At 58.7% G+C, this 20,388-nt stretch carries 11 protein-coding genes and 2 pseudogenes; 10 read left to right on the forward strand and 3 right to left on the reverse strand.

The genetic code is table 11. The features are described from left to right. Positions 1–186 precede the first annotated feature (186 nt). On the forward strand, positions 187–807 hold the full coding sequence (locus ACFOFO_RS04925; protein ID WP_390327922.1) for a trimeric intracellular cation channel family protein: 621 nt from the start codon (positions 187–189) through the stop codon (positions 805–807). Positions 808–956: 149 nt separating this feature from the next. On the opposite strand, the gene rho is transcribed toward ACFOFO_RS04925, so the two are convergent. Together rho and trxA are read right to left on the reverse strand one after the other, a co-directional pair. Continuing rightward, the gene (gene rho, locus ACFOFO_RS04930; RefSeq protein ID WP_390330989.1) at positions 957–2,219 is read right to left on the reverse strand and encodes a transcription termination factor Rho; all 1,263 of its coding nucleotides are present in this window, start codon (positions 2,217–2,219) and stop codon (positions 957–959) included. Positions 2,220–2,373: 154 nt separating this feature from the next. Then, positions 2,374–2,700, reverse strand: a complete 327-nt coding sequence (trxA, locus tag ACFOFO_RS04935) for a thioredoxin TrxA (RefSeq protein WP_390322812.1) — start codon at positions 2,698–2,700, stop codon at positions 2,374–2,376. Between the two features lie 381 nt (positions 2,701–3,081). On the opposite strand from trxA, the gene ACFOFO_RS04940 reads away from it, so the two are divergent. The 6 genes from ACFOFO_RS04940 to ACFOFO_RS04965 all read left to right on the forward strand — a co-directional run bounded on the left by ACFOFO_RS04940 (position 3,082) and on the right by ACFOFO_RS04965 (position 17,092). After that, positions 3,082–5,853 (forward strand): PD-(D/E)XK nuclease family protein, encoded by a 2,772-nt coding sequence (locus ACFOFO_RS04940; RefSeq protein WP_390330991.1) that lies wholly within the window; start codon positions 3,082–3,084, stop codon positions 5,851–5,853. A 26-nt stretch (positions 5,854–5,879) separates the two neighbouring features. After that, positions 5,880–9,239 (forward strand): UvrD-helicase domain-containing protein, encoded by a 3,360-nt coding sequence (locus ACFOFO_RS04945; RefSeq protein WP_390322815.1) that lies wholly within the window; start codon positions 5,880–5,882, stop codon positions 9,237–9,239. 548 nt (positions 9,240–9,787) lie between these two features. Continuing rightward, entirely contained in the window at positions 9,788–11,974 is a 2,187-nt protein-coding gene (locus ACFOFO_RS04950; RefSeq protein WP_390330992.1) for a prolyl oligopeptidase family serine peptidase, read from the forward strand. Between the two features lie 696 nt (positions 11,975–12,670). After that, on the forward strand, positions 12,671–13,093 hold the full coding sequence (locus ACFOFO_RS04955; protein WP_390330994.1) for a hypothetical protein: 423 nt from the start codon (positions 12,671–12,673) through the stop codon (positions 13,091–13,093). Continuing rightward, a complete protein-coding gene (locus ACFOFO_RS04960; RefSeq protein ID WP_390330995.1) occupies positions 13,086–14,543 on the forward strand; it encodes an RAD55 family ATPase in 1,458 nt (485 codons plus the stop codon). Before ACFOFO_RS04955 ends, ACFOFO_RS04960 begins: the two co-directional genes overlap by 8 nt. A 371-nt stretch (positions 14,544–14,914) precedes the next feature. Beyond that, complete coding sequence (locus tag ACFOFO_RS04965) at positions 14,915–17,092, forward strand: putative bifunctional diguanylate cyclase/phosphodiesterase (protein WP_390322819.1); 2,178 nt, start codon at positions 14,915–14,917, stop codon at positions 17,090–17,092. A 186-nt stretch (positions 17,093–17,278) separates the two neighbouring features. On the opposite strand, the pseudogene hutC reads toward ACFOFO_RS04965, so the two are convergent. Further along, a pseudogene (gene hutC / locus ACFOFO_RS04970) lies at positions 17,279–17,994 on the reverse strand (histidine utilization repressor). Positions 17,995–18,576: 582 nt separating this feature from the next. On the opposite strand from hutC, the gene ACFOFO_RS04975 reads away from it, so the two are divergent. From ACFOFO_RS04975 to ACFOFO_RS04985, 3 genes and pseudogenes are all read left to right on the forward strand, one after another. Next, positions 18,577–19,341 carry an ABC transporter substrate-binding protein gene (locus tag ACFOFO_RS04975; RefSeq protein WP_390330997.1) on the forward strand — a complete coding sequence of 255 codons (765 nt, stop codon included), beginning with the start codon at positions 18,577–18,579 and terminating at the stop codon, positions 19,339–19,341. 59 nt (positions 19,342–19,400) lie between these two features. Continuing rightward, positions 19,401–20,183 carry an amino acid ABC transporter permease gene (locus ACFOFO_RS04980; protein WP_390322820.1) on the forward strand — a complete coding sequence of 261 codons (783 nt, stop codon included), beginning with the start codon at positions 19,401–19,403 and terminating at the stop codon, positions 20,181–20,183. Further along, positions 20,183–20,388 (forward strand): annotated as a pseudogene (locus ACFOFO_RS04985) (hypothetical protein); the annotation flags it as partial. The gene ACFOFO_RS04980 and the pseudogene ACFOFO_RS04985, both read left to right, overlap by 1 nt.

Genomic DNA, 20,388 nt, shown 5'->3' on the forward strand with positions numbered 1-20,388 from the left:
GGTAGCCAATCGCCACTTCGTCGGTCGTCCTGCTCCTTGACCCGATTGTCGATCACTTGCCGGGGAAATATCAACCGCAAATTATACTATGCAATGACCGTTTCGCGCCAGGCTACGTTCAGTTTTTGCAAAAGCTGCTGCTAGAATGAAAAGCAATATTCTTGAGGAGGCGACGTGGCGATTGGCATTCATCTCGGCATGAGCACCTTGCTGCAGGCGGTCGAGGCCTGCGGCATCGTCGCCTTTGCCTGTTCCGGCTTCATCGAGGCGCGCCGCAAGCAGATGGACATGGTCGGCGTGTATACGGTCGCGTTCATCACCGCTTTCGGCGGCGGCACCTTGCGCGACATCCTGCTCGACCGGCGGCCATTATTCTGGGTCGAGCACCAGGAATATGCGCTGCTGATCTTCGGGCTGGCCTTGCTCAGTATTCCTTTCTTGCGCCATCTTCGCTCATCCCTTGCCGAAAAAATCATTATCGTCGCCGATGCCTTCGGGCTCGGCCTGTTCAGTGCGGTCGGCACGTCACTCGCACGCGATGCGCAGATGCCGACGTTCGTGTGCGTGATGATGGGCGTGATCACCGGGATTTTCGGCGGTGTGCTGCGCGACGTGATCTGCAATGAGATTCCACTGGTGTTCCGGCGCGGTCACCTGTACGCGACCTGCGCCTTCGCCGGCTGCTGGCTGTATCTGATCCTCGACTGGCTGCACGCGCCGCAGGCGGTCGCAATTATCGCCAGCATCCTGCTGACATCGAGCATGCGCATGCTGGCGGTGCGGCTCGATCTGAAGCTGCCGGATTGATCAATTGCAAGAATAACGGGAGTATGTAGCCATTTCCGTTATAGAAATAGCGGTTCTGAAATATTGGTTGTGGAGTATATGTGACATGGCCGCGCCAATCGACGTAAAAAAGGGCGCACCCGGCGCCCGTTCTTGACTGCGGAGAGTGATCAGCCGCCGCGACGCATCATGTCGAAGAATTCGCCATTGTTCTTGGTCGCCTTCATCTTGTCGAGGATGAACTCCATCGCTTCGATCTCGTCCATGCTGTAGAGCAGCTTGCGCAGGATCCAGATCTTCTGCAGCTGGTCGGGCTTGATCAGCAACTCTTCGCGGCGGGTGCCGGATTTGTTCAGGTTGATCGCCGGGTAGACGCGCTTTTCGGCCAGACGGCGCTCGAGGTGCACTTCCATGTTGCCGGTACCCTTGAATTCTTCAAAGATCACGTCATCCATGCGGCTGCCGGTTTCGATCAGCGCGGTGGCAATGATGGTCAGCGAACCGCCTTCCTCGATGTTGCGGGCGGCGCCGAAGAAGCGTTTTGGCCGTTGCAACGCATTGGCGTCGACGCCGCCGGTCAATACCTTGCCCGAGGCCGGGATCACGGTGTTGTAGGCGCGTGCCAGACGGGTGATCGAATCGAGCAGGATCACTACGTCCTTCTTCATTTCGACCAGGCGTTTGGCCTTTTCCAGCACCATTTCGGCAACCTGGACGTGGCGCGTTGCCGGTTCGTCGAAGGTGGAGGCGACCACTTCGCCGCGCACCGAGCGCTGCATTTCGGTCACTTCTTCAGGACGTTCATCGATCAGCAGTACGATCAACGTGATATCGGGATGGTTCGCGGTGATTGCGTGCGCAATATGCTGCAGGATCACCGATTTGCCGGATTTCGGCGACGCGACCAGCAGGCCGCGCTGGCCCTTGCCGATCGGCGCGATCATATCGATGATGCGGCCGGTGATGTTTTCCTGGCCGTTCATGTCGCGCTCGAGGTGCAGCACCTTGTTCGGGTGCAGCGGCGTCAGGTTTTCAAACATGATGCGGTGCTTCGAGCCTTCCGGCGATTCGCCGTTGACCTTGTCGACCTTGACCAATGCGAAATAGCGCTCGCCGTCTTTCGGGGTCCGCACTTCGCCTTCGATCGAATCACCGGTGTGCAGGTTGAAGCGGCGGATTTGCGAAGGCGAGATGTAGATGTCGTCAGTCGACGCCATATAGCTGGCGTCCGGCGAGCGCAGGAAGCCGAAGCCATCCGGCAGCACTTCGAGGGCGCCATCGCCAAAAATTTGTTCGCCTTGTTTCGCGCGTTTCTTCAGGATCGCGAACATCAGTTCCTGCTTGCGCAGACGCGCAGCGTTGTCGATGTCGAGACCGATCGCCATTTCCAGCAGGGCCGAAACGTGAAGGGCTTTTAATTCAGATAAATGCATAGGGCTTGTGTGTCCCGGGACGGGAAGTAAAGGTGGGGGCGGGTGTTGCGTGGTGTGATTTATTGGCTAGCGATCATTCGATGATGACGGGCTGCCGCTTATTTTCGATTGTTGCGATTGGCGACGGTGCAGGCGCACCGCCGCCAGTTACGTATTAGATATTACTGTCGATGAACGAGGTTAACTGGCCCTTGGCCAGCGCGCCTACTTTTTGCGCAGCGACGACACCGTTCTTGAACAGGATCAGGGTCGGGATGCCGCGAATGCCGAATTTGGCTGGTACCGCCTGGTTGGCGTCCACGTCCATCTTGGTGATCTGGATCTTGCCGTCGTATTCTTTCGCGACTTCTTCCAGGATCGGCGCGATCATCTTGCATGGGCCGCACCATTCGGCCCAGAAGTCGACCAATACTGGCTTGTCGGATTTAAGTACGTCTGTATCAAAAGACGCATCGGTAATATGTTTGATGTGTTCGCTCATGGTTTCCTCAGTTGAGGGGAAAAGTGGATCGATTTGCGTTTGGGTTAAAGCATTCCTGCTCGATGATTACCATCAATGCTCCTGGGCTTGCAGTATTCACAGTGGAGGCATTGTGCGCAAATTCAATGGGTTGTAGTTCATCGAAGCGCGCGGGGAGAGGTAATCTGGCGGGGGATTCGGTAAATCATAACCTATTTTCACTCTGGCTGTACATAAGCCGCAACGCGCGCTGTGTCCTCGGCCGCAAAAGCGCCGGGAAATGTTCTAATTTACAACAGCCGTGGCATAGAATAGGGGGTGGCGCTACGGCGCTTCAAGCCTAAATTATGCCGGTCCCGCATCGTAACTGTCGGGTCCGGCAGCCGCCACCGATATGAATCCATGCTGCTAACACCCTTGTTGCTCCCGCCATCCGCCGCATTCTGGCCGCAGGTCGCCCGTGCGTTGCTGGCTGCGCACCGCGATCAGCTATCCGGGCTGCGCGTGATCGTGCCGGCTTTTTCCCATGCGCAGCAGCTGAAGGCAGCGCTGGCGCAGGAACTGGGCGGCACCTTCATTCCGCCCCGCATCAATACATTATCCGGCTGGCTGGCGCTGCAGTTGCCGGACCCGGAGGCGCCGCCGGTGGCGTCCGACAGCCAGCGCCTGATGACCCTGTATGACAGCTTGCGCCAGCAGGCATGGCTGAAAAAGCTGTTCAGCGCGCGTCGCAATGCCGATCTGTTGCCGCTGGCGCAGACACTCTTGACGCTGTCGGACGAACTGACGCAGGCGTTATTGCCCGGATTGCAGGGCAGCGCCGATGCCGCGCAGCAGCGCTGGCAAGCCGCGCTGGCACAATTGTCGCCGCCGGCGCGCAGTCTGCTGTCGGACGAGTCGCAACTGGTGTGGTCGGTCTGGAAAAGTCAGCTCGACGCCAACGACGCAGGCGTGGCCCGGTTTGCGCAAATGATGCGATTGGCAGCCGATGGCGGTGCCGACGAGACCCTGATCTGGATCAATCCCGCACCGTCCGATGCGATGGAAAGCGCGTTCCTGGCCGCCTACGGCGAGCGCCAGACGGTCTGCCCGATCACGCTCGACTGGCGCAGGTCCGCGCTGCCGGCGCTGTATTGCGAAGCCTGGCGTGAGCTGGAACAGAAGGCCGACGATGCCGCTGGCGCGCCCGACCTGGCCGCAGCAAGCGCGATTGCCGGCCTGGATGCTGCGCCGCATGGCATCTCGCTGATGCCGGCCAGCAGCCTGGAAGATGAGGCGCAACAAGGCGCGCAGACCATCATCAACTGGCTACAGGCCGGTAAATCGACCATCGCCATCGTCGCGCAGGACCGGGTGGTGGCGCGCCGCATCCGCGCGCTGCTGGAACGGGCCGAGGTATTTGTATCGGATGAAACCGGCTGGAAACTGTCGACCACCCGCGCCGCCGCCGCGCTCGCCGCGTGGTTCGACGTGATCGCGACCAGGGCCGAGACCGCGGCGCTGCTCGACGTGCTGAAATCGCCGTTCCTGTGCGCCGACCTGCCGAACAAGGCGGATCAGCTGATGACGATCGAACTGGCGCTGCGCCGCGCGAACGTGGCTGGTGGCTGGGACGCGGTGCAGGCGGCGGTGGCCAACTGCGCCTTTGAGAGCGCGCTGATCGCCAGGATTGCCAGTCAGGCTGGCCAGTTTGCACATCGCAGAAGCCTGCCGGAGTGGCTCGCCAGCACCCGCAGCGCGCTCGATGCGCTCGGCATGACGCCGGCGCTGGAACTTGATCCGGCCGGCGCACAGACCCTCGCGCTGCTGGCCGCACTGGAACAGGATTGCCGCGCGCTGACGCAACCGTTCTCGTTCGCGGAGTGGCGCGCCTTCATCAATCTGCAGCTCGAAGCGACGCCTTTTGTGGTCAGTGGATCGGATCGGCGGGTCGTCATGCTGCCGCTGAACGGCGCGCGGCTGCGCAGTTTCGATGCGGTGCTGATGGCCGGCAGCGATGCCGCGCATCTGCCATCACAACCGGCCGAAACGCTGTTCTTTGCGAATGCGGTACGGCGTGAACTGGGTCTGGCAACGCGCGAAAGCCGCCAGCATCAGCAGCTGCGCGATTTTACCGAACTGCTCAGTGCCAATGCGGAAGTGGTGCTGTCATGGCAGGCGCACCAGGATGGCGAACTGAATCCGGTCAGCGCCTGGATCGAGCGCCTGCAACTTGCGCTGGCGCGCGGTCCTTACCCACTCGCCGCATCGTCCGTGCCGACCCGCCGCGTCGCGATCGACACGCAGTCTTTGACGCCGGTCATCGCCTCCATGCCGACGCCGGCCGCGCCGCAGCTGGTACCGGCTAAATTGTCAGCCAGCGCTTACAACAGCTTCGTCGCTTGCCCGTACCAGTTTTTTGCGGCGCGCATGTTGCGTGTGTCTGCACTCGATGACTTGTCCGACATGCCTGAAAAGCGCGACTACGGCGGCTGGCTGCATCGGATCCTGAACGAGTATCACAGCACGGTTCGGGACGGCACGGTGACCGAGCGCGCGCAATTTGATGGCGATCAACTCGGTCGCGCGCAACTCGATCGAGAACAACTGCTGCGCGCCATTTCGGCCAAGGTGTTCGACGACGAATTGCGCAAGAATGCTGCCGCGCTGGGTTTTTACGTGCGCTGGCAAAAGGTGATCCCGGCCTATCTGGAGTGGGCCAATGCGCGCGAGCAGTTGGGCTGGCAATTCGTGTTCGGTGAGCAGGCCTTCAGCCGTGAGCTGGCGCTGGATCAGGATCAGGGCACGATCACGCTGCACGGTCGGATCGACCGGATCGACCAGAACACCGATGGCGAACGCGCCGTGCTCGACTACAAGACCAATAACGTGGCGGCGCTGAAGGGCAAGCTCAAGGATGGCGAGGATCATCAGCTGCCGTTTTACGGTCTGCTGTCCGACGTGCCGGTGGCGGCGGCCAATTACGTCGCGCTGGAACTGACCCGCGACAAAGCCCGGGACAAGACCGGCGACGTGGAAGCGCCGCATTACGCCGACTGGCAGGGCGCACTGCAGAGGCAGATCGCCGGCACCATGAGCGCCGTCCGGCAAGGCGCGGCGTTGCCGGCCAATGGCGTCGAGTCGGTCTGTCAGTACTGCGACGTGCGCGGCCTGTGCCGCAAGGGGGCATGGTGAGCGATCACTCCGAAATCTCAAACGCGATGTCGACCGCAACCCCGCGCGCATACGAAGTCGATGATGCGCCTGCGACGCCGGACGCCTTCATCGCTGCCGCCTGCGATCCGGGCCGGTCGGTGGTGGTAGAAGCCTGCGCCGGCAGCGGCAAGACCTGGCTGCTGGTGGCACGCATGCTGCGGCTGCTGCTGGCCGGTGCCGAGCCGTCCGAATTGCTGGCGATTACATTCACCCGCAAGGCGGCCCAGGAAATGCGCGAACGCCTGCTGCAGCTATTGCATCAGCTGGCGCTGGAACCGGAACAGGCGGTGCTCACGTTATTGCACGAACGCGGTGTGCCGGAATCGGACTTGCAATGCACCTTGCCGCTGGCCCGCAACTTGTATGCACGCGTGCTGGCCAGCCCGCAGGCCTTGTCGATCGATACTTTCCACAGCTGGTTCGCCAAGCTGGTGCGGATCGCGCCGCTGGCCTCCGGCGTGCCGCAGGGTTACAGCTTGAGCGAGACCACCGGCGAACTGATGGCGCAGGCCTACCGCAGCTTCATGCAATCGCTGAACGACCAGGATAACGGCGAGGTCAAAGCGGCCATGCTGGCGCTGTACGAGCTGGTCGGCGATTTCAATGCGAAGAATCTGCTGGACGCTTTTGTCGGCAAGCGCGCCGAATGGTGGGCCGCGACGCAGAACGAAGAGGGTGATGCGCCGTTGCAGTGGCTGCAGCAACTCTGCGGCGATGACGCCGAGCGCGACGCGCGCTTGACGGTATGGCTGGACGATAAATTAATCGCGCGCATCAACAATATTGCATGGCTGTTGGGGCAGGGCGCCAAGCGCAATCAGGAGCGCGCGCTCCAGATCGAAAGTGCAATCTCGGCGGGTGCCGGTCTCGACAATTTTGCACGTCTGCTCACCCAATTTTGCGACGATAAGGGTAGTCCGCGTGGCAACGATCATCGACGCGGGCAATTGTTAAAGACCATTGAGACGCATCTTGGTGATGATGCCACCGGCACTTTCGAGCGTGAATTTACCGCGCTTGCGGACAGCTTGTTGGTGTTGGAACGGCGCAGCGCCGAACCGACGGTGCTGGCCTTGAACCGCGTCCTGTTCATCGCCGGTTCGGCCTATCTCGCACAATATCAGGCCAAGAAGGCCGAGCAGCGCGTGTTCGATTTCGCCGATCTGGAATGGCAGGCCTATCGCTTGCTGAGCAACGACGAGCAGGCGGCCTATCTGCACAGCCGTCTGGATGCACGCTACAAGCACATCTTGCTCGACGAATTCCAGGATACCAATCCCTTGCAGTGGAATATCGTGCAGGGCTGGTTGAACGCCTATGGCACCGACGCCGAGCAACCCAGCGTGTTTATCGTCGGTGACCCGAAGCAGTCGATTTATCGCTTCAGGCGCGCCGAGCCGCGCCTGTTCGGTGCAGTGCGCGACCAGTTCAAGGCGCAAGGCGCAACGGTGCTGCGCACCAATCAGACGCGACGCAACGCCGGCGCGATTGTCGCCACCCTGAATGCCAGCTTCCTGCACAACCGGCTGTTCTCGCCGCAGAGCACGATGGCGTCGCAGACCGGTGCGGTGTGGCGGTTGCCCTTGATACGCGTACCGACGCAGCCGGCCTCCGGGGACCACGGTTTCGCGCTGCGCAATCCCTTGACCACGGCGCGCGACGAGGACGAAGACGCACGCCGCCGCGACGAGGGTCTGGCGCTGGTACCGCTGCTGCTGCGCGCGAAACAGCAACTCGATGCGAAGTGGTCCGACGTGATGCTGCTGGTCAAGAAGCGCAAGCACCTGAATGCTTACGAGAGCGCGCTGCGGGCGGCCGGCATTCCGTTCGTGTCGGACAAGCGTGGCGGGCTGTTGCAATCGCTCGAAGTGCTGGACCTGATCGCGCTGTTGACGTTTCTGATCACGCCGGGCGACGACCGGGCGCTGGCGCATGTGCTGAAGTCGCCGCTGATGGGCGCCTGCGACGACGATCTGATTGCATTGGCCCAGCGTGGCGAACGCGGCTGGTGGCCGCGCTTGCAGGCGGCGCAGGACGCCAATGCGCCGCTGCAGCGTGCCGCCAGCCTGCTGCAGCGCTGGTTGCAGGTGGCGCCGACGTTGCCGGTGCACGATCTGCTGGACACGATTTTGCACCAGGGCCAGCTGGTCGCGCGTTATGTGCAAGCTGCTGCGCCGCTGTCGCGCAGCCAGGTGGTGGGCAATATCGAAGCGTTCACCGAACTGGCCTTGAACCTCGATGCCGGTCGCTATCCGAGCCTGCCGAAGTTTATCGATGCCTTGCGCAGCCTGCAGGATGGCGCCGACAGCGAGGCGCCGGCCGAAGCCAGTGTCGATGCCGGCATCGACGCAATCCGCATCCTCACAATTCATAGCGCAAAGGGCCTGGAAGCGCCGATTGTGGTGCTGCTCGACGCCAACCACAGCACGCCGGCACGCGATGACGCCGGCATCCTGTGCGACTGGCCGCAGGACAGCGCGGGACCGACGCATTTTTCGGTATTCGGGCGCAAGGATGAACGCGGCGCCGCGCGCGATGCGCTGTTCGCAGCGGAAGAAGATTTCAAGGCGCAGGAAGACTGGAACCTGCTGTACGTCGCCGCGACCCGCGCCAAACAGATCCTGATCGTCAGCGGCGTTGCAGACAAACGGAATAGCGCTGCCGGCGGCATGGTGGACGGCAGCTGGTACGCCCGCCTGCAGCAGGTGCCACTGGTCGCCGAAGCGGGGCGCGCAGCCTTGACCGAAGCGCCACCGTCCGCTGCTGCGCTGGTGGTCGCGGGTACGGTCGATCAGGTAGCCGCGAGCCCGGACGCGGCCACATTCCGCTGGCCGGTGTTCGAACCGGCGGCGATGGCGGCGCCGGCAATCACCACCACGACCACCACCGGCGACGAGCGGCGCGACAAGCTGGCGGACGCAGCGATCGACGAAGGGATTGCTTTGCACGCGTTGCTGGAACGACTGACCCAGGGCCGCGCGTGGCCGGTTGCGGTGCCGGATGCCGCAACCATCGCACGCTGGCTGCCATGTGCGGCGGCGCTGGCGCAGACCGTGCGTGCGCAGGCGCTGACGATCCTGAGCCAGCCGCAGCTCGAGCATTTCTACAATCCGGCGCTGCACCAGTCGGCGCACAACGAGATGGAGGTGCTGGTGGACGGCGCCACTTCGCGCTTTGATCGGGTCGTGGTGTTCGACGATGCGGTCTGGATTCTCGATTACAAGCGCAATCTGCTGGAGTCCGAACGCGCCGCCTACCAGGCACAGCTGGCTGGCTATCGTCGCGCCGGGCAGGCGGTGTTTGGTGGAAAGGTGCTGAACACGGCGTTGATCACGGTCGACGGCCGGTTGTGGCCGTTTGAGTAATACTCCTGATGTTATGCATTGGTTCCGCATGTATTACTTGCAGAAGTTTAATATACTGGCATAAAAAATGGTTTTCTGACCAGTGGCAGCCCCTCTCGTACCGAGCAGACCGCTTCTTGCGGGGTGAGGGGTCTGCAGCAGCCGCCACCGGGCTTCGAAACGCCGTGGCGCTGCCGGGCTGAGTTTCCTCCCCCTTGAAGGGGGTTAGGGGCTGCGCAGGGAATTCAGGAGGCGTGCCTCCTGCCTGCGGAGCGGTATCCGCATGCAAGCGGATACTCCTGGAAGTGGGGTAGTGCGGTCGATGAATAATGCACGCTGCCGATCGACGATTCTACCCCCATCCCAACCTTCCCCCTGCAAGGGGGAAGGGGTGAGAAGCCTTAGCCAGCAACGACCTTCATGCGATTGCCCTGGGCGCCACGTCGCCATTGTTCCCCTCCAGAAACAGTGCTAATCTGATCGGCTTGCGCGGCGGCCAACAGTCGGTCGCGCATATTTTTTCCTCATCTGATTTCACCCAAATCACTACGGACAAACACGGACAACCCATGCACATCAAACACGCACTCGCTCTCGGCGCCATCGTGGCCAGCGGCGGCACTTTTGCCGCGCAATGCAGCCCCGGCGCGCCAGCCTTCGTCTACCCGATCAGCAAAAGAGTCGCGCAGACCGACGACTACCACGGCGTCAAGGTGGCCGATCCTTACCGCTGGCTGGAGGACGGCAACAGCGACGACACCAAGGCATGGATCGCGGCGCAGAGCAAGTTTACGCAGGATTTCCTGGGCCAGATTCCGGCGCGTGACGCGATCCGCAAACGCTTGACCACGCTGTGGAATTACGAACGCTTCGGCGTGCCGTTCAAGGAAGGTGGGCGCTATTTCTACAGCCGCAACGACGGCTTGCAAAACCAGGCTGTGCTCTACACCGCGCAGTATCTGAACGGCACGCCGCGCGTGCTGCTCGATCCCAATACCCTGTCGACGGACGGCACGGTGGCACTGGCCGGGACCAAGGTCAGCCCGAACGGCAAATATCTGGCTTACGGCACCGCCGCCTCCGGTTCCGACTGGAACGAGTGGCGTGTGCGCGACATCGATACCGGCAAGGACACGACCGACCATCTGCAGTGGGTCAAATTTTCGGACGCGTCATGGCTGCGCGACAGCAGCGGCTTTTTCTACAGTCGTTACGATGCGCCGCAGGAATCAACCAAGCTGGCCGACGTTAACTATTTCCAGAAACTGTATTTCCACAAGATCGGCACGCCGCAGCAAGACGACGTGCTGATCTACGATCGCCCGGATCACAAGGAATGGGGCTTCGGCGGTCAGGTGACGGATGATGGCAGGTATCTGATCATCAACATCTCGCAGGGCACCGAACGCAAGAATCGGGTGTATTACAAGGACTTGAGCGTCAAGAACGCACCGGTGCTGGCACTGCTGGACGATTTCGACGCATCCTATGCTTTCATCGACAACGATGGCTCGCTATTCCTGTTCCGTACCGACAGAAATGCCGCTAAAGGCAGCATCATCGCGCTCGACATTCGTCAGCAAACCCAGGCGCACTGGCGCACCATCGTGCCGGAAGCGTTGGAAACGCTGCAATCGGCCAATGTCATCGATCACAAACTCGTGATCGATTATCTGAAGGATGCGCGCAGCCAGGTCAAGGTGTTTGCGCTCAACGGCAAGCTGCTGCGCGAAATCGCACTGCCCGGCATCGGGTCCGCCAGCGGCTTTGGCGGCAAGCGCAGCGACAAGGAAACTTTCTACTCATTCACCGGTTACACCACGCCGAGCACGATCTATCGTTACGACGTCCGCAGCGGCAGGAGCAGCATTGTTCGGCAGCCGAAAGTCGATTTCGATCCGAACGGGTTCGAGACGCGCCAGGTATTTTTCACGAGTAAGGATGGCACCAAGGTCCCGATGTTCGTGGTGTCGAAGAAGGGCATCCAGCTCGACGGCAGCAATCCGACCTATCTGTACGGGTACGGCGGCTTCAACATTTCGCTGACGCCGGGATTCTCGGTCGCCAATCTGGCCTGGATGGAAATGGGTGGCGTGTACGCGGTACCGAATCTGCGCGGCGGCGGCGAATACGGCAAGGCGTGGCACGAGGCCGGCACCAAGCTGCACAAGCAGAACGTGTTCGATGACTTCATCGGCGCGGCCGAGTGGCTGATCGCGAACAAGTACACCTCGCCGCAAAAGCTCGCGATCGGCGGCGGCAGCAATGGCGGCCTCTTGGTCGGCGCCACCATGGTGCAACGGCCGGACCTGTTCGCGGCAGCGATCCCGGCGGTGGGCGTAATGGACATGCTGCGCTTCCATAAATTCACGATCGGCTGGGGCTGGACACCGGACTACGGTTCATCCGACAACGCCGACGAGTTCAAGGCGCTATACGCCTATTCGCCGCTGCATAACCTCAAGCCGGGCATCTGCTATCCCGCCACGATGGTGACCACCGCCGACCACGACGACCGCGTGGTGCCGGCGCACAGCTTCAAGTTTGCCGCGACAGAGCAGGCGGCGCAGGCCGGCCCCGCGCCGGTGCTGATCCGCATCGACATCAAGGCCGGCCATGGCGCTGGCAAGCCGACCTCGAAGCAGATTGAAGAGGTGGCGGATCGTTGGGGATTTCTGACCAAGGAGTTGAATATGTCGGTGGCTGGCACGGTTGATGCCTCCGCTGTTGGTAAGCTCATTCCGGCAGTGAATTGATCGTGAAATATTAATGTTTGATGATTTCTTGAGCATGGGACCCAGCGTTTTATGCTTAAGAGACTAGTGCGCTATTGGTAGGGGCGCGTCAAATTGGTGCATGCACAGTAATAGGCGCATGCATAGTGCACGCGGTCACGCTTTAATTGCGGTCGATTGGCAAGCCACTGGCACTAAAGTCTTCGCATCTACCTTCGCCGTGCACCCGGCGCTGCACTCTCGCGGCGCCCCCAGTGTCGCTTTGACGTCGCATCGCGTTGAAATCAATGGCTCTCACGCGTTGCCTGCGAACCGCGCATGGTCGTTTTCCCTTCTTCTATATGCGGGATTTATACAATTTCGGTCATGACTCGACATACCGCTGCGGACCTTGCAGTATCTTTTCAGAGTAATTGCTATTAACATATTTTTCGTGTATCTCGTATACCAAGTTGTTGAGAAACTCGTCTTCGACGAATTTACTTCCATGCCGGGATAACGGTCATTCTTCATCCAGCAATCTGGTCGGCGCGACTTCATTGATGTCTTCGGGTGTGCTCAGCTTAAAGTCTCCTTTCGTTAGTACCTCGATCGTTGGGATTTGTAATACACCGCGCTCGTGCGTGGCCAAGCAAATGTCCTATACTGATGTCAGATTGAAATACCGGCTGTATTCCACCAACGTCGTTATATAGACCGATTATTGATAGTTCTCTTATGGCAACCAGTGACTTGCTGCGGCACCAGATAATTAAAAGCCTCCTGGCGCAGCACACTGAAAAAGTTGCGGACGCGGCGATTAACTTATGGGAGCAAATGGCAATCCAAATCATTTCGATTGTCGGTGAAGGTGGCTTCAATTCACTTTACGCGAGAAGTGTATTCCTTACCCAGTCAACATTTCCTTGGCTCGCGGACGGCACACTGTCACCACAGACTGATCACCGGTTCTCGGCATTGAAAATATGCTTTGAAGAACAAACGCCCGCGCAAACCAGTGCAGCAAACAGTCTGCTGCTGATCACTTTCACCGACATCCTGACCTCGTTGATTGGCGAGCAGTTGACGACCAATATTTTACGTTCGGCTTGGGGCAATGACGCTTCGGATAGGGCCGGCAAGGGGTTCAAAAATGAGTAAAAAGGTAAGCATACGCAGTTTGAAAACTGGCGTACCCGGTCTGGACAACCTGTTGGGTGGAGGCATTCCGGAATTCTCATTTAACCTGATTGCGGGCACGCCGGGAAGCGGAAAGACAACGCTTGCTCACCAGATCATGTTCTCGCTGGCAACACCGAGTCATCGGGCACTGTTCTTCACGGTACTCGGGGAACCCGCTTTGAAGATGCTCCGTTATCAACAGCAATTTCCGTTTTTTGATATTAACAAAGTCAATGAATCGATCCGCTACGTCAACCTGTCTGCAGACATCCTGGAAGGAGATTTTGACCGCGTATTGTCACGCATTGCGGAAGAAGTGAAAGACTATGCTCCCAGCCTTGTAGTTGTTGATTCGTTTCGATCAGTCGTGCAGTCGGCGAAGCAGCAGGAACAAGGGGGGGTCGAGTTACAGGGGTTCGTGCAGCACCTGGCCATGCAAATGACGAGTTGGCAGGCAACAACATTTTTAATCGGCGAATATATGATGCCAGAAGCCGAATCAAGCCCGATCTTTACCGTCGCGGATGGCATTCTGTGGCTTTCGCAAAATCTGCAGCGCAGTTCAATGGTGCGCAAGATACAAGTGGTCAAAATGCGTGGTCAAGCCCAGGTACCAGGTTTGCATACGTTCCGTATTAGTGATGCAGGAATTCAGGTTTTCCCGCGTGCGATTGTCCAATTGGGCGCAGTTGATTCAGCAGTCGCGCCAGCCATGGCAAACGAACGTGTTGCGATGGGAGTACCTGGCCTGGATGAAATGCTGGGCGGCGGCTTGCCAGTGGGATATTCGCTAGTCGTGGTAGGGCCATCCGGTTCCGGAAAAACCATCTTGGCGACGCAATTTCTCGCCGAAGGTATACGCCGGGGCGAACCAGGAGTGATTGCGGCGTTTGAGAAGAGCCCCAGTCAACTGTTGAACAATAAGCTGCATGCGATGGTCGAGGCCGGACAAGTTGGCGTGATCGACACACGTGCCCTGGATTTGTCGATTGATGAAACCTTGCATGATTTGATCGAAATGATTACACGAATGCATGCAAAGCGCGTCGTCATCGACTCCTTGTCTGGATTTGAGCTGGCACTGGCACCCCAGTTCAGCGAAGATTTTCGCGGATCGCTGTATCGGATGATTGCCCAGCTTACTACCATGGGCGTGACGATATTGATGATCGCGGAACTGGAAGACCGCTACACCGATTTGCGCTTTAGTCCATATGGCAGTGCTTTTCTCACTGACGCAATTATCGTGCAGCGCTATATTGAAATCGTGGGCCAATTCAAACGCGTCTTCTCGGTGGTTAAAGTCCGTGGCAGTGAGCACAGCAAGGACATTCGATTGTTTGACATCACAGACGAAGGCATTATTATTGGCGAGACCTTATCTGAGTATGCCGGCATCCTGTCGGGCCGGCCCGTAGTCAGCCCGTAGCTACGAGCCTGTCGGACTTACGGCTCGGCGCCCCCGGAGAATCGGCCGTGAGAGTCTCTGAGCGGTACAGTGTCACCGGCTTTTTGGTCAATAGCGCGCTATTGACGCTGCAAATCCGGCAAAATCGGTCCTCGTTCAGCACATTTTTTGCTTCGATTCCGTCAATTCGACAGTCTCCTAGAACCACCATGTGATAAAGGGCGGCAATGAACAGAAATGACAATGACGGCGCTTTTGATACCGATGACCCAGGTCAACCGGGTGTGTCAAGCCAGCACAAAGACAGGTTCCCAGCCGCCCTCGAAAAAAATATCACGCGTAGGGAAAACGCTATCATTGACGATGAAGCGGCCGTTCTAAGCCGCGAGAAATTGGCCACTGCACGAGAAGATGCCGCGCATTTGCGTGAAAATGCTGCCGACTTGCGTGACGACGCTGCCCACCTGCGCGAAGGGAAAGTCAGCTCGCGCGAAGACGCTGCCCATCTGCGCGAAGGGAACGCCACCTCGCGTGAAGACGCTGCCGATCTGCGCGAAGGGAGCGCCACCTCGCGTGAAGACGCGGCCCATCTGCGCGAAGGGAGCGCCACCTCGCGTGAAGACGCGGCCCATCTGCGCGAAGGGAGCGCCAGCTCGCGTGAAGACGCGGCCCATCTGCGCGAAGGGAACGCCACCTCGCGTGAAGACGCGGCCCATTTGCGCGAAGGGAGCGCCACCTCGCGTGAAGACGCCGCCCATCTGCGTGATGGGAACGCCAGCTCGCTTGAAGACGCTGCCGATCTGCGCGAAGGGAAAGCCAGCTCGCTTGAAGACGCTGCCGATCTGCGCGAAGGAAAAGTCAGCTCGCGTGAAGATGCTGCCCATCTGCGCGAAGGGAAAGCAAGCTCGCGCGAAGACGCTGCCGATCTGCGCGAAAGGAACGCCACCTCGCGCGAAGACGCTGCCGATCTGCGCGAAGGGCAAGCCACCTCGCGTGAAGATGCTGCCGGTCTGCGCGAAGGGAACGCCACCTCGCGTGAAGACGCTGCCGGTCTGCGCGAAGGAAAAGTCACCTCGCGTGAAGACGCTGCCGATTTGCGCGAAGGGAACGCCACCTCGCGCGAGCAGGAAATTCGCGCGGCAGCGACGATGCAGACAGCGTCAGACGACCATATGACTATGTTGCAGCAAGCGAACGAACACCTGGTCATCGCGACAATCGAAGCACACAAACTGACCGAACAAGTTGAAACGGCTAAAGTTCAGTTGGATCATTTGGCCCATCACGATGTTCTCACCGGTTTGCCTAATCGCATGCTGCTGCAAGACCGGCTCAGCCAGGCGATTGAGTTGGCTCGTCGTCAAGGCGGGCAACTTGCGGTGATGTTCATGGACCTGGATCGATTTAAACACATCAACGACTCCCTGGGGCATGCGGTGGGCGACCAACTGCTGCAGTCGGTTGCAAAACGCCTGGTGGGTTGTGTGCGTCACTCGGACACCATCAGTCGCCAGGGGGGCGATGAATTCGTGCTGCTGCTTTCCTCGATTGAGCATGCAGAAGACGCGGCGCTCTCTGCGCAAAAGATACTCGCGGCGCTCGCGCTGCCTCACCACATCGACCGGCACGATCTCCATATCGGCGTGAGTATTGGTATCAGCATCTACCCCGACGATGGTCAGGATGCGGAAACCCTGATCAAGAGTGCGGACACCGCGATGTACTATGCCAAGGAAAACGGCCGCAACAATTGCAAATTCTTCGAGCAGGACATGAATGCGCGGGCCGTCCAGCGGCAATCCATCGAAGCCAGTCTGCGCCGCGCCCTGGAACGGCAGGAATTTGTGTTGCACTACCAGCCGAAGATAAATCTGCAGAGCGGCACGATTGTCGGCGTTGAGGCGCTCATCCGCTGGCAGCATCCGGAGCGAGGGCTGTTAGCGCCAGCGCAGTTCGTGTCCATCGCCGAAGACTGTGGCCTGATCCTGCCGATTGGCCGCTGGGTGCTGCGCGAAGCCTGTCTCCAGGGCAGGGCTTGGCAGCTGGCCGGCTTGCCGCCGATCACCGTCGCCGTCAATACCTCCGCGCTCGAGTTCCGCGCCAAGGATTTTCTTGAAAATGTACGTGCGACCCTCGCGGATACGTGCCTGGAGCCGCGCTATCTGGAACTCGAACTGACCGAAAGCGTCCTCATGCGGGATGCCCAGTCTACCGATTCCATGCTGCATGCGCTCGCAGACATGGGTGTCAAGCTGGCAGTCGATGACTTCGGCACCGGCTATTCCAGCCTAAGTTATCTGAGGCAGTTTCCGATCGATACGCTGAAGATCGACCAGTCGTTCGTGACCCAGATCAGCAGAAACCCGGACGATGCCACCATCGTCAGTGCCGTGATTGGCATGGGTAAAAGCCTTAAGAAACGCGTGATTGCGGAAGGCGTGGAAACACCAGAACAGTACGCATTTCTTCTGGCCCAGCATTGCGACGAGGGCCAAGGCGACTATTTCGGCCGTCCGGTGGTGGCAGAGGCGTTCGCGACCTTACTGCAAACTGGTGTATCGCTGCGCTGACTTGATCAATGAGCGTTAACCAGTTTCGATTAACGCCGGCGATCGTTGTAAAGTCGTTGCGAAAGTGAAACCGAAAGTGAAGCCGAAAGTCAAAGCGAAGGTAATGGCTAACCGATAGGCAATCACATTGCGCGTCTGCAGCACGCCGCGGTCGGTATAAATTGTCTTGTCCCGCTGTCGGATATCTCAGCCAAAACTCCCCGCAAACTGATAGCGCTGCCCCGGATGCCACATCGTGACCACTGGTGCGACCCGTTCTTCGAACGGGTTTGACGTTTCAGTACCAGGCATGGCTCTTTGGCTTCGATGCCGAGCATCCCGGCGATTTCTTTGGGCGCGATCAGCGCTTCGATGCCATAGAGCGCACCTTGCAATGGCGCAGCCTGCATCAGGTATTCGTTCGGCGTGATAGAGCCGAAGTCCTGCTGCATGTAATCCGGCGCCATCAGCGGATTGACCCAGCGGTCTTCGACCTGGATCGGGACTTCGTTCTCGAAATGCACGATGACCGAATGAAATAGCAGGTCGCCTTTGCGTACTTCAAACTGCTTGGCCAGTAGTTCGTTCGCCTTGCCGCGCTCGAGCAGGTGTAGCTCGCTGCGATGCACGTGCCCGCGCGCGCACTTCGTCTGCAATGCTTTTGATCTCGACCAGCGTAGCCTGGTATTTTTGCTGCGCCACGTAGGTGCCGGAGCCCTGGTTCCGGTTCAGATCTGGTCGGATGTCAGCTCGCGCACCGCGCGATTGACGGTCATGCGCGACACGCCGAACTGCTGTGCCAGTGCCTGTTCGGACGGAAACACGTCGCCTTCCTTCCAGACACCTGCCTGGATCTGCGCCAGGATGAAATCCTTGATGCGCTGAAACACCGGTACGTTTGCAGCTTGCGTCAACACGTCCAATACTGTCTCCCGACTTTGCAAATTTTGCCCTTGATCGCTGCGGTGATTACGCTCGCTTGATACGCGACTGAATGATTCCCGCGTGACCATTTCCTTTGTTGCTCGCTTGTCGAGATTTTTTGCTGCATCGATTAAGGCGGTCGTCTTTACTGATCGCAGCGTTTCATTTCGGGCGTGGGGGCGCCGCTGCCACCCTCAGAAGCCTGTCGAATACCTTGATGAAACCAACGCAACAATTTCTATTTGCAATCCAATTTTATTTGTATATACTAATTTGATTGTTTATTTACATGTTATCTAGACATCAACTTCCCCGTGACGCTAATGACGCATCAAATCATTCGATGCTTGTGTTGGTTAAAAGCGTAAGGAAAAAAATACAGGCCAGTGAATTCAGGCATCAAGGAAGAGCTTGAGCCCGATTTTATTAGCAGCAAGAATGGACAGCGCAAAAGCAGGCAAAAAAGGCGGGGCACAAGTTGTCGCAGTAGCCGCTCAGCATTTAATGAAAGACGGATCTTAATCCGCACAAGTATGAAGTACCAAAAATACTAAACCGAAAAACATCCATTAGGAGGACATATGAAGGCGATCAAATTCTTGGTAGCAGCTATTGCAGGTCTGGCGGTTTGTGCAGCAGTGCAGGCACGCCCGTTCGAGGAGATTAAGAAGGACGGGAAAATTATCATCGCCACAGAAGGTGCATATCCGCCATTTAGTTATTTCCAAGGTTCAAAACTGACTGGATTAGACATCGAACTCGGCGAGGCGCTAGCGAAAAAAATGGGCCTGACAGTGGAGTGGAAAGCCTTGTCATTCGACGCATTGCTGGCAGGTCTGCGCCAGGATCGTTGGGACGTGGCAATGTCCTCCATCGGCATTACGGAAGAGCGCGCCAAGGCGGTCACCTTCAGCAATCCGATTTATTGCAGTGGCGGCGTGATCACCTCCAAGGATGCCGCCATTCATACGGTCGAGTCCTTGAACGGTAAAACCGTCGCCGTGCAAACCGGTACGACCTATATGGAAGCCCTTAGAAAACTCCCCGGCATTAAAGATGTGAAAAATTTCCCGCAGGATCCAGATGCACGTTCGGCCTTGATGAACGGCAGGGTCGATGCATGGGTCAGCGATCGATTCGCTGTCAAGGCTGCACTGGAAGCTAGTCCAAATTCTGGCCTGAAAAAGGGCGACTATCTTTTCGTCGAAAAAATCGCGGCCGCCATTAAAAAAGGAAATGGCTCGCTTCGCACTGCTGTCGATAAGGCGTTGGCAGAGATCATGGCCGATGGTACGTATCACGACATCACTGAAAAATGGATGCATGAGGATATTCACTGCCATTAATCAGCTGTGCAGCCCAGGCAACATCGCCCAGTAGGACAGTCCCGATATAGGAGAGTAAGTTGAACGCAGTAACCACATTTTTTCCTGCGACCTGGTCGCGCGAGCGGCGTAGTGGCGTCACCATCGCCATCGCGATTGCCGGCCTGGTCGCGTTTTTATGCCTGATGATGCTGCCACTCAGCTGGGTGCCGGAACCGATCGGTTCAGGTGCTGCTCAATTTGCTGACGGCGCGCGCGTGACGGTCGCGCTCACCGCAATATCCGGCGTGATCGGCATCCTGCTCGGCGTTTTCGCAGCGCTGGCGAAATTGTCCAAATTTCCGCCGCTGCGCTGGGCCGCCAATTTTTATGTCTGGGCGATCCGCGGCACGCCGCTGCTGGTGCAAGTGCTGTTCGTATTCCTGGCACTGCCGTCGCTGGTACCAGGCTTGCAACTATCCGATTTCAATTCGGCGGTGGTGGCACTGGCGTTCAATGCCGGCGCCTATAACGCCGAAGCGATTCGGGCCGGCATCCTGGCCATCAACAAGGGCCAGACCGAAGCGGCGCGCTCGCTGGGCCTGACCCCGTTCATGACCTTTCGCGACGTGATTTTTCCGCAGAGTTTTCGCATCGCATTGCCGCCGCTGGTCAACAATTTCGTTTCCTTGCTGAAGGATTCCAGCCTGGCCTATGTGATCGGCGTGGTCGAACTGTCGAATATCGGCAATCGCATCCAGTCCGTCACGTTTCAGCCGATTCCGGTATTCATCACGACCGCAACGATTTACCTGATCCTGACCTCCGTCATGACGCAGATCTCGGGTGCGATCGAGCGTCAACTCGATGTGGAGCGCCACTAATGTCCGCCATTGATACCCTCCCGGCAGCAGCCGTATCGTCCGACACCAGCGCGGGGCAGGTGCGCGCCGACGGCCGTTCTCCCTTGATCATTGCCGACAAGGTCGACAAGCATTTCGGTCACTTCCATGTGATCAAGGAAGTCTCGACCAATTTTTATCAGGGCGAAGTCACCGTCATCGTCGGTGCCTCCGGCTCCGGCAAGTC

The sequence above is a fragment of the Pseudundibacterium arcticum genome, from assembly GCF_042646465.1.
In the GTDB taxonomy this organism is placed as follows: domain Bacteria; phylum Pseudomonadota; class Gammaproteobacteria; order Burkholderiales; family Burkholderiaceae_D; genus Undibacterium_A; species Undibacterium_A arcticum.

Excerpts from the sequence above, each read along its gene's own strand:
- ACFOFO_RS04945 (WP_390322815.1), top strand. The coding sequence starts at position 5,880 with ATGTCGACCGCAACCCCGCGCGCATACGAAGTCGATGATGCGCCTGCG.
- ACFOFO_RS04975 (WP_390330997.1), top strand. The coding sequence starts at position 18,577 with ATGAAGGCGATCAAATTCTTGGTAGCAGCTATTGCAGGTCTGGCGGTT.
- rho (WP_390330989.1), bottom strand. The coding sequence starts at position 2,219 with ATGCATTTATCTGAATTAAAAGCCCTTCACGTTTCGGCCCTGCTGGAA.
- ACFOFO_RS04960 (WP_390330995.1), top strand. The coding sequence starts at position 13,086 with ATGAGTAAAAAGGTAAGCATACGCAGTTTGAAAACTGGCGTACCCGGT.
- trxA (WP_390322812.1), bottom strand. The coding sequence starts at position 2,700 with ATGAGCGAACACATCAAACATATTACCGATGCGTCTTTTGATACAGAC.
- ACFOFO_RS04955 (WP_390330994.1), top strand. The coding sequence starts at position 12,671 with ATGGCAACCAGTGACTTGCTGCGGCACCAGATAATTAAAAGCCTCCTG.
- ACFOFO_RS04950 (WP_390330992.1), top strand. The coding sequence starts at position 9,788 with ATGCACATCAAACACGCACTCGCTCTCGGCGCCATCGTGGCCAGCGGC.
- ACFOFO_RS04940 (WP_390330991.1), top strand. The coding sequence starts at position 3,082 with ATGCTGCTAACACCCTTGTTGCTCCCGCCATCCGCCGCATTCTGGCCG.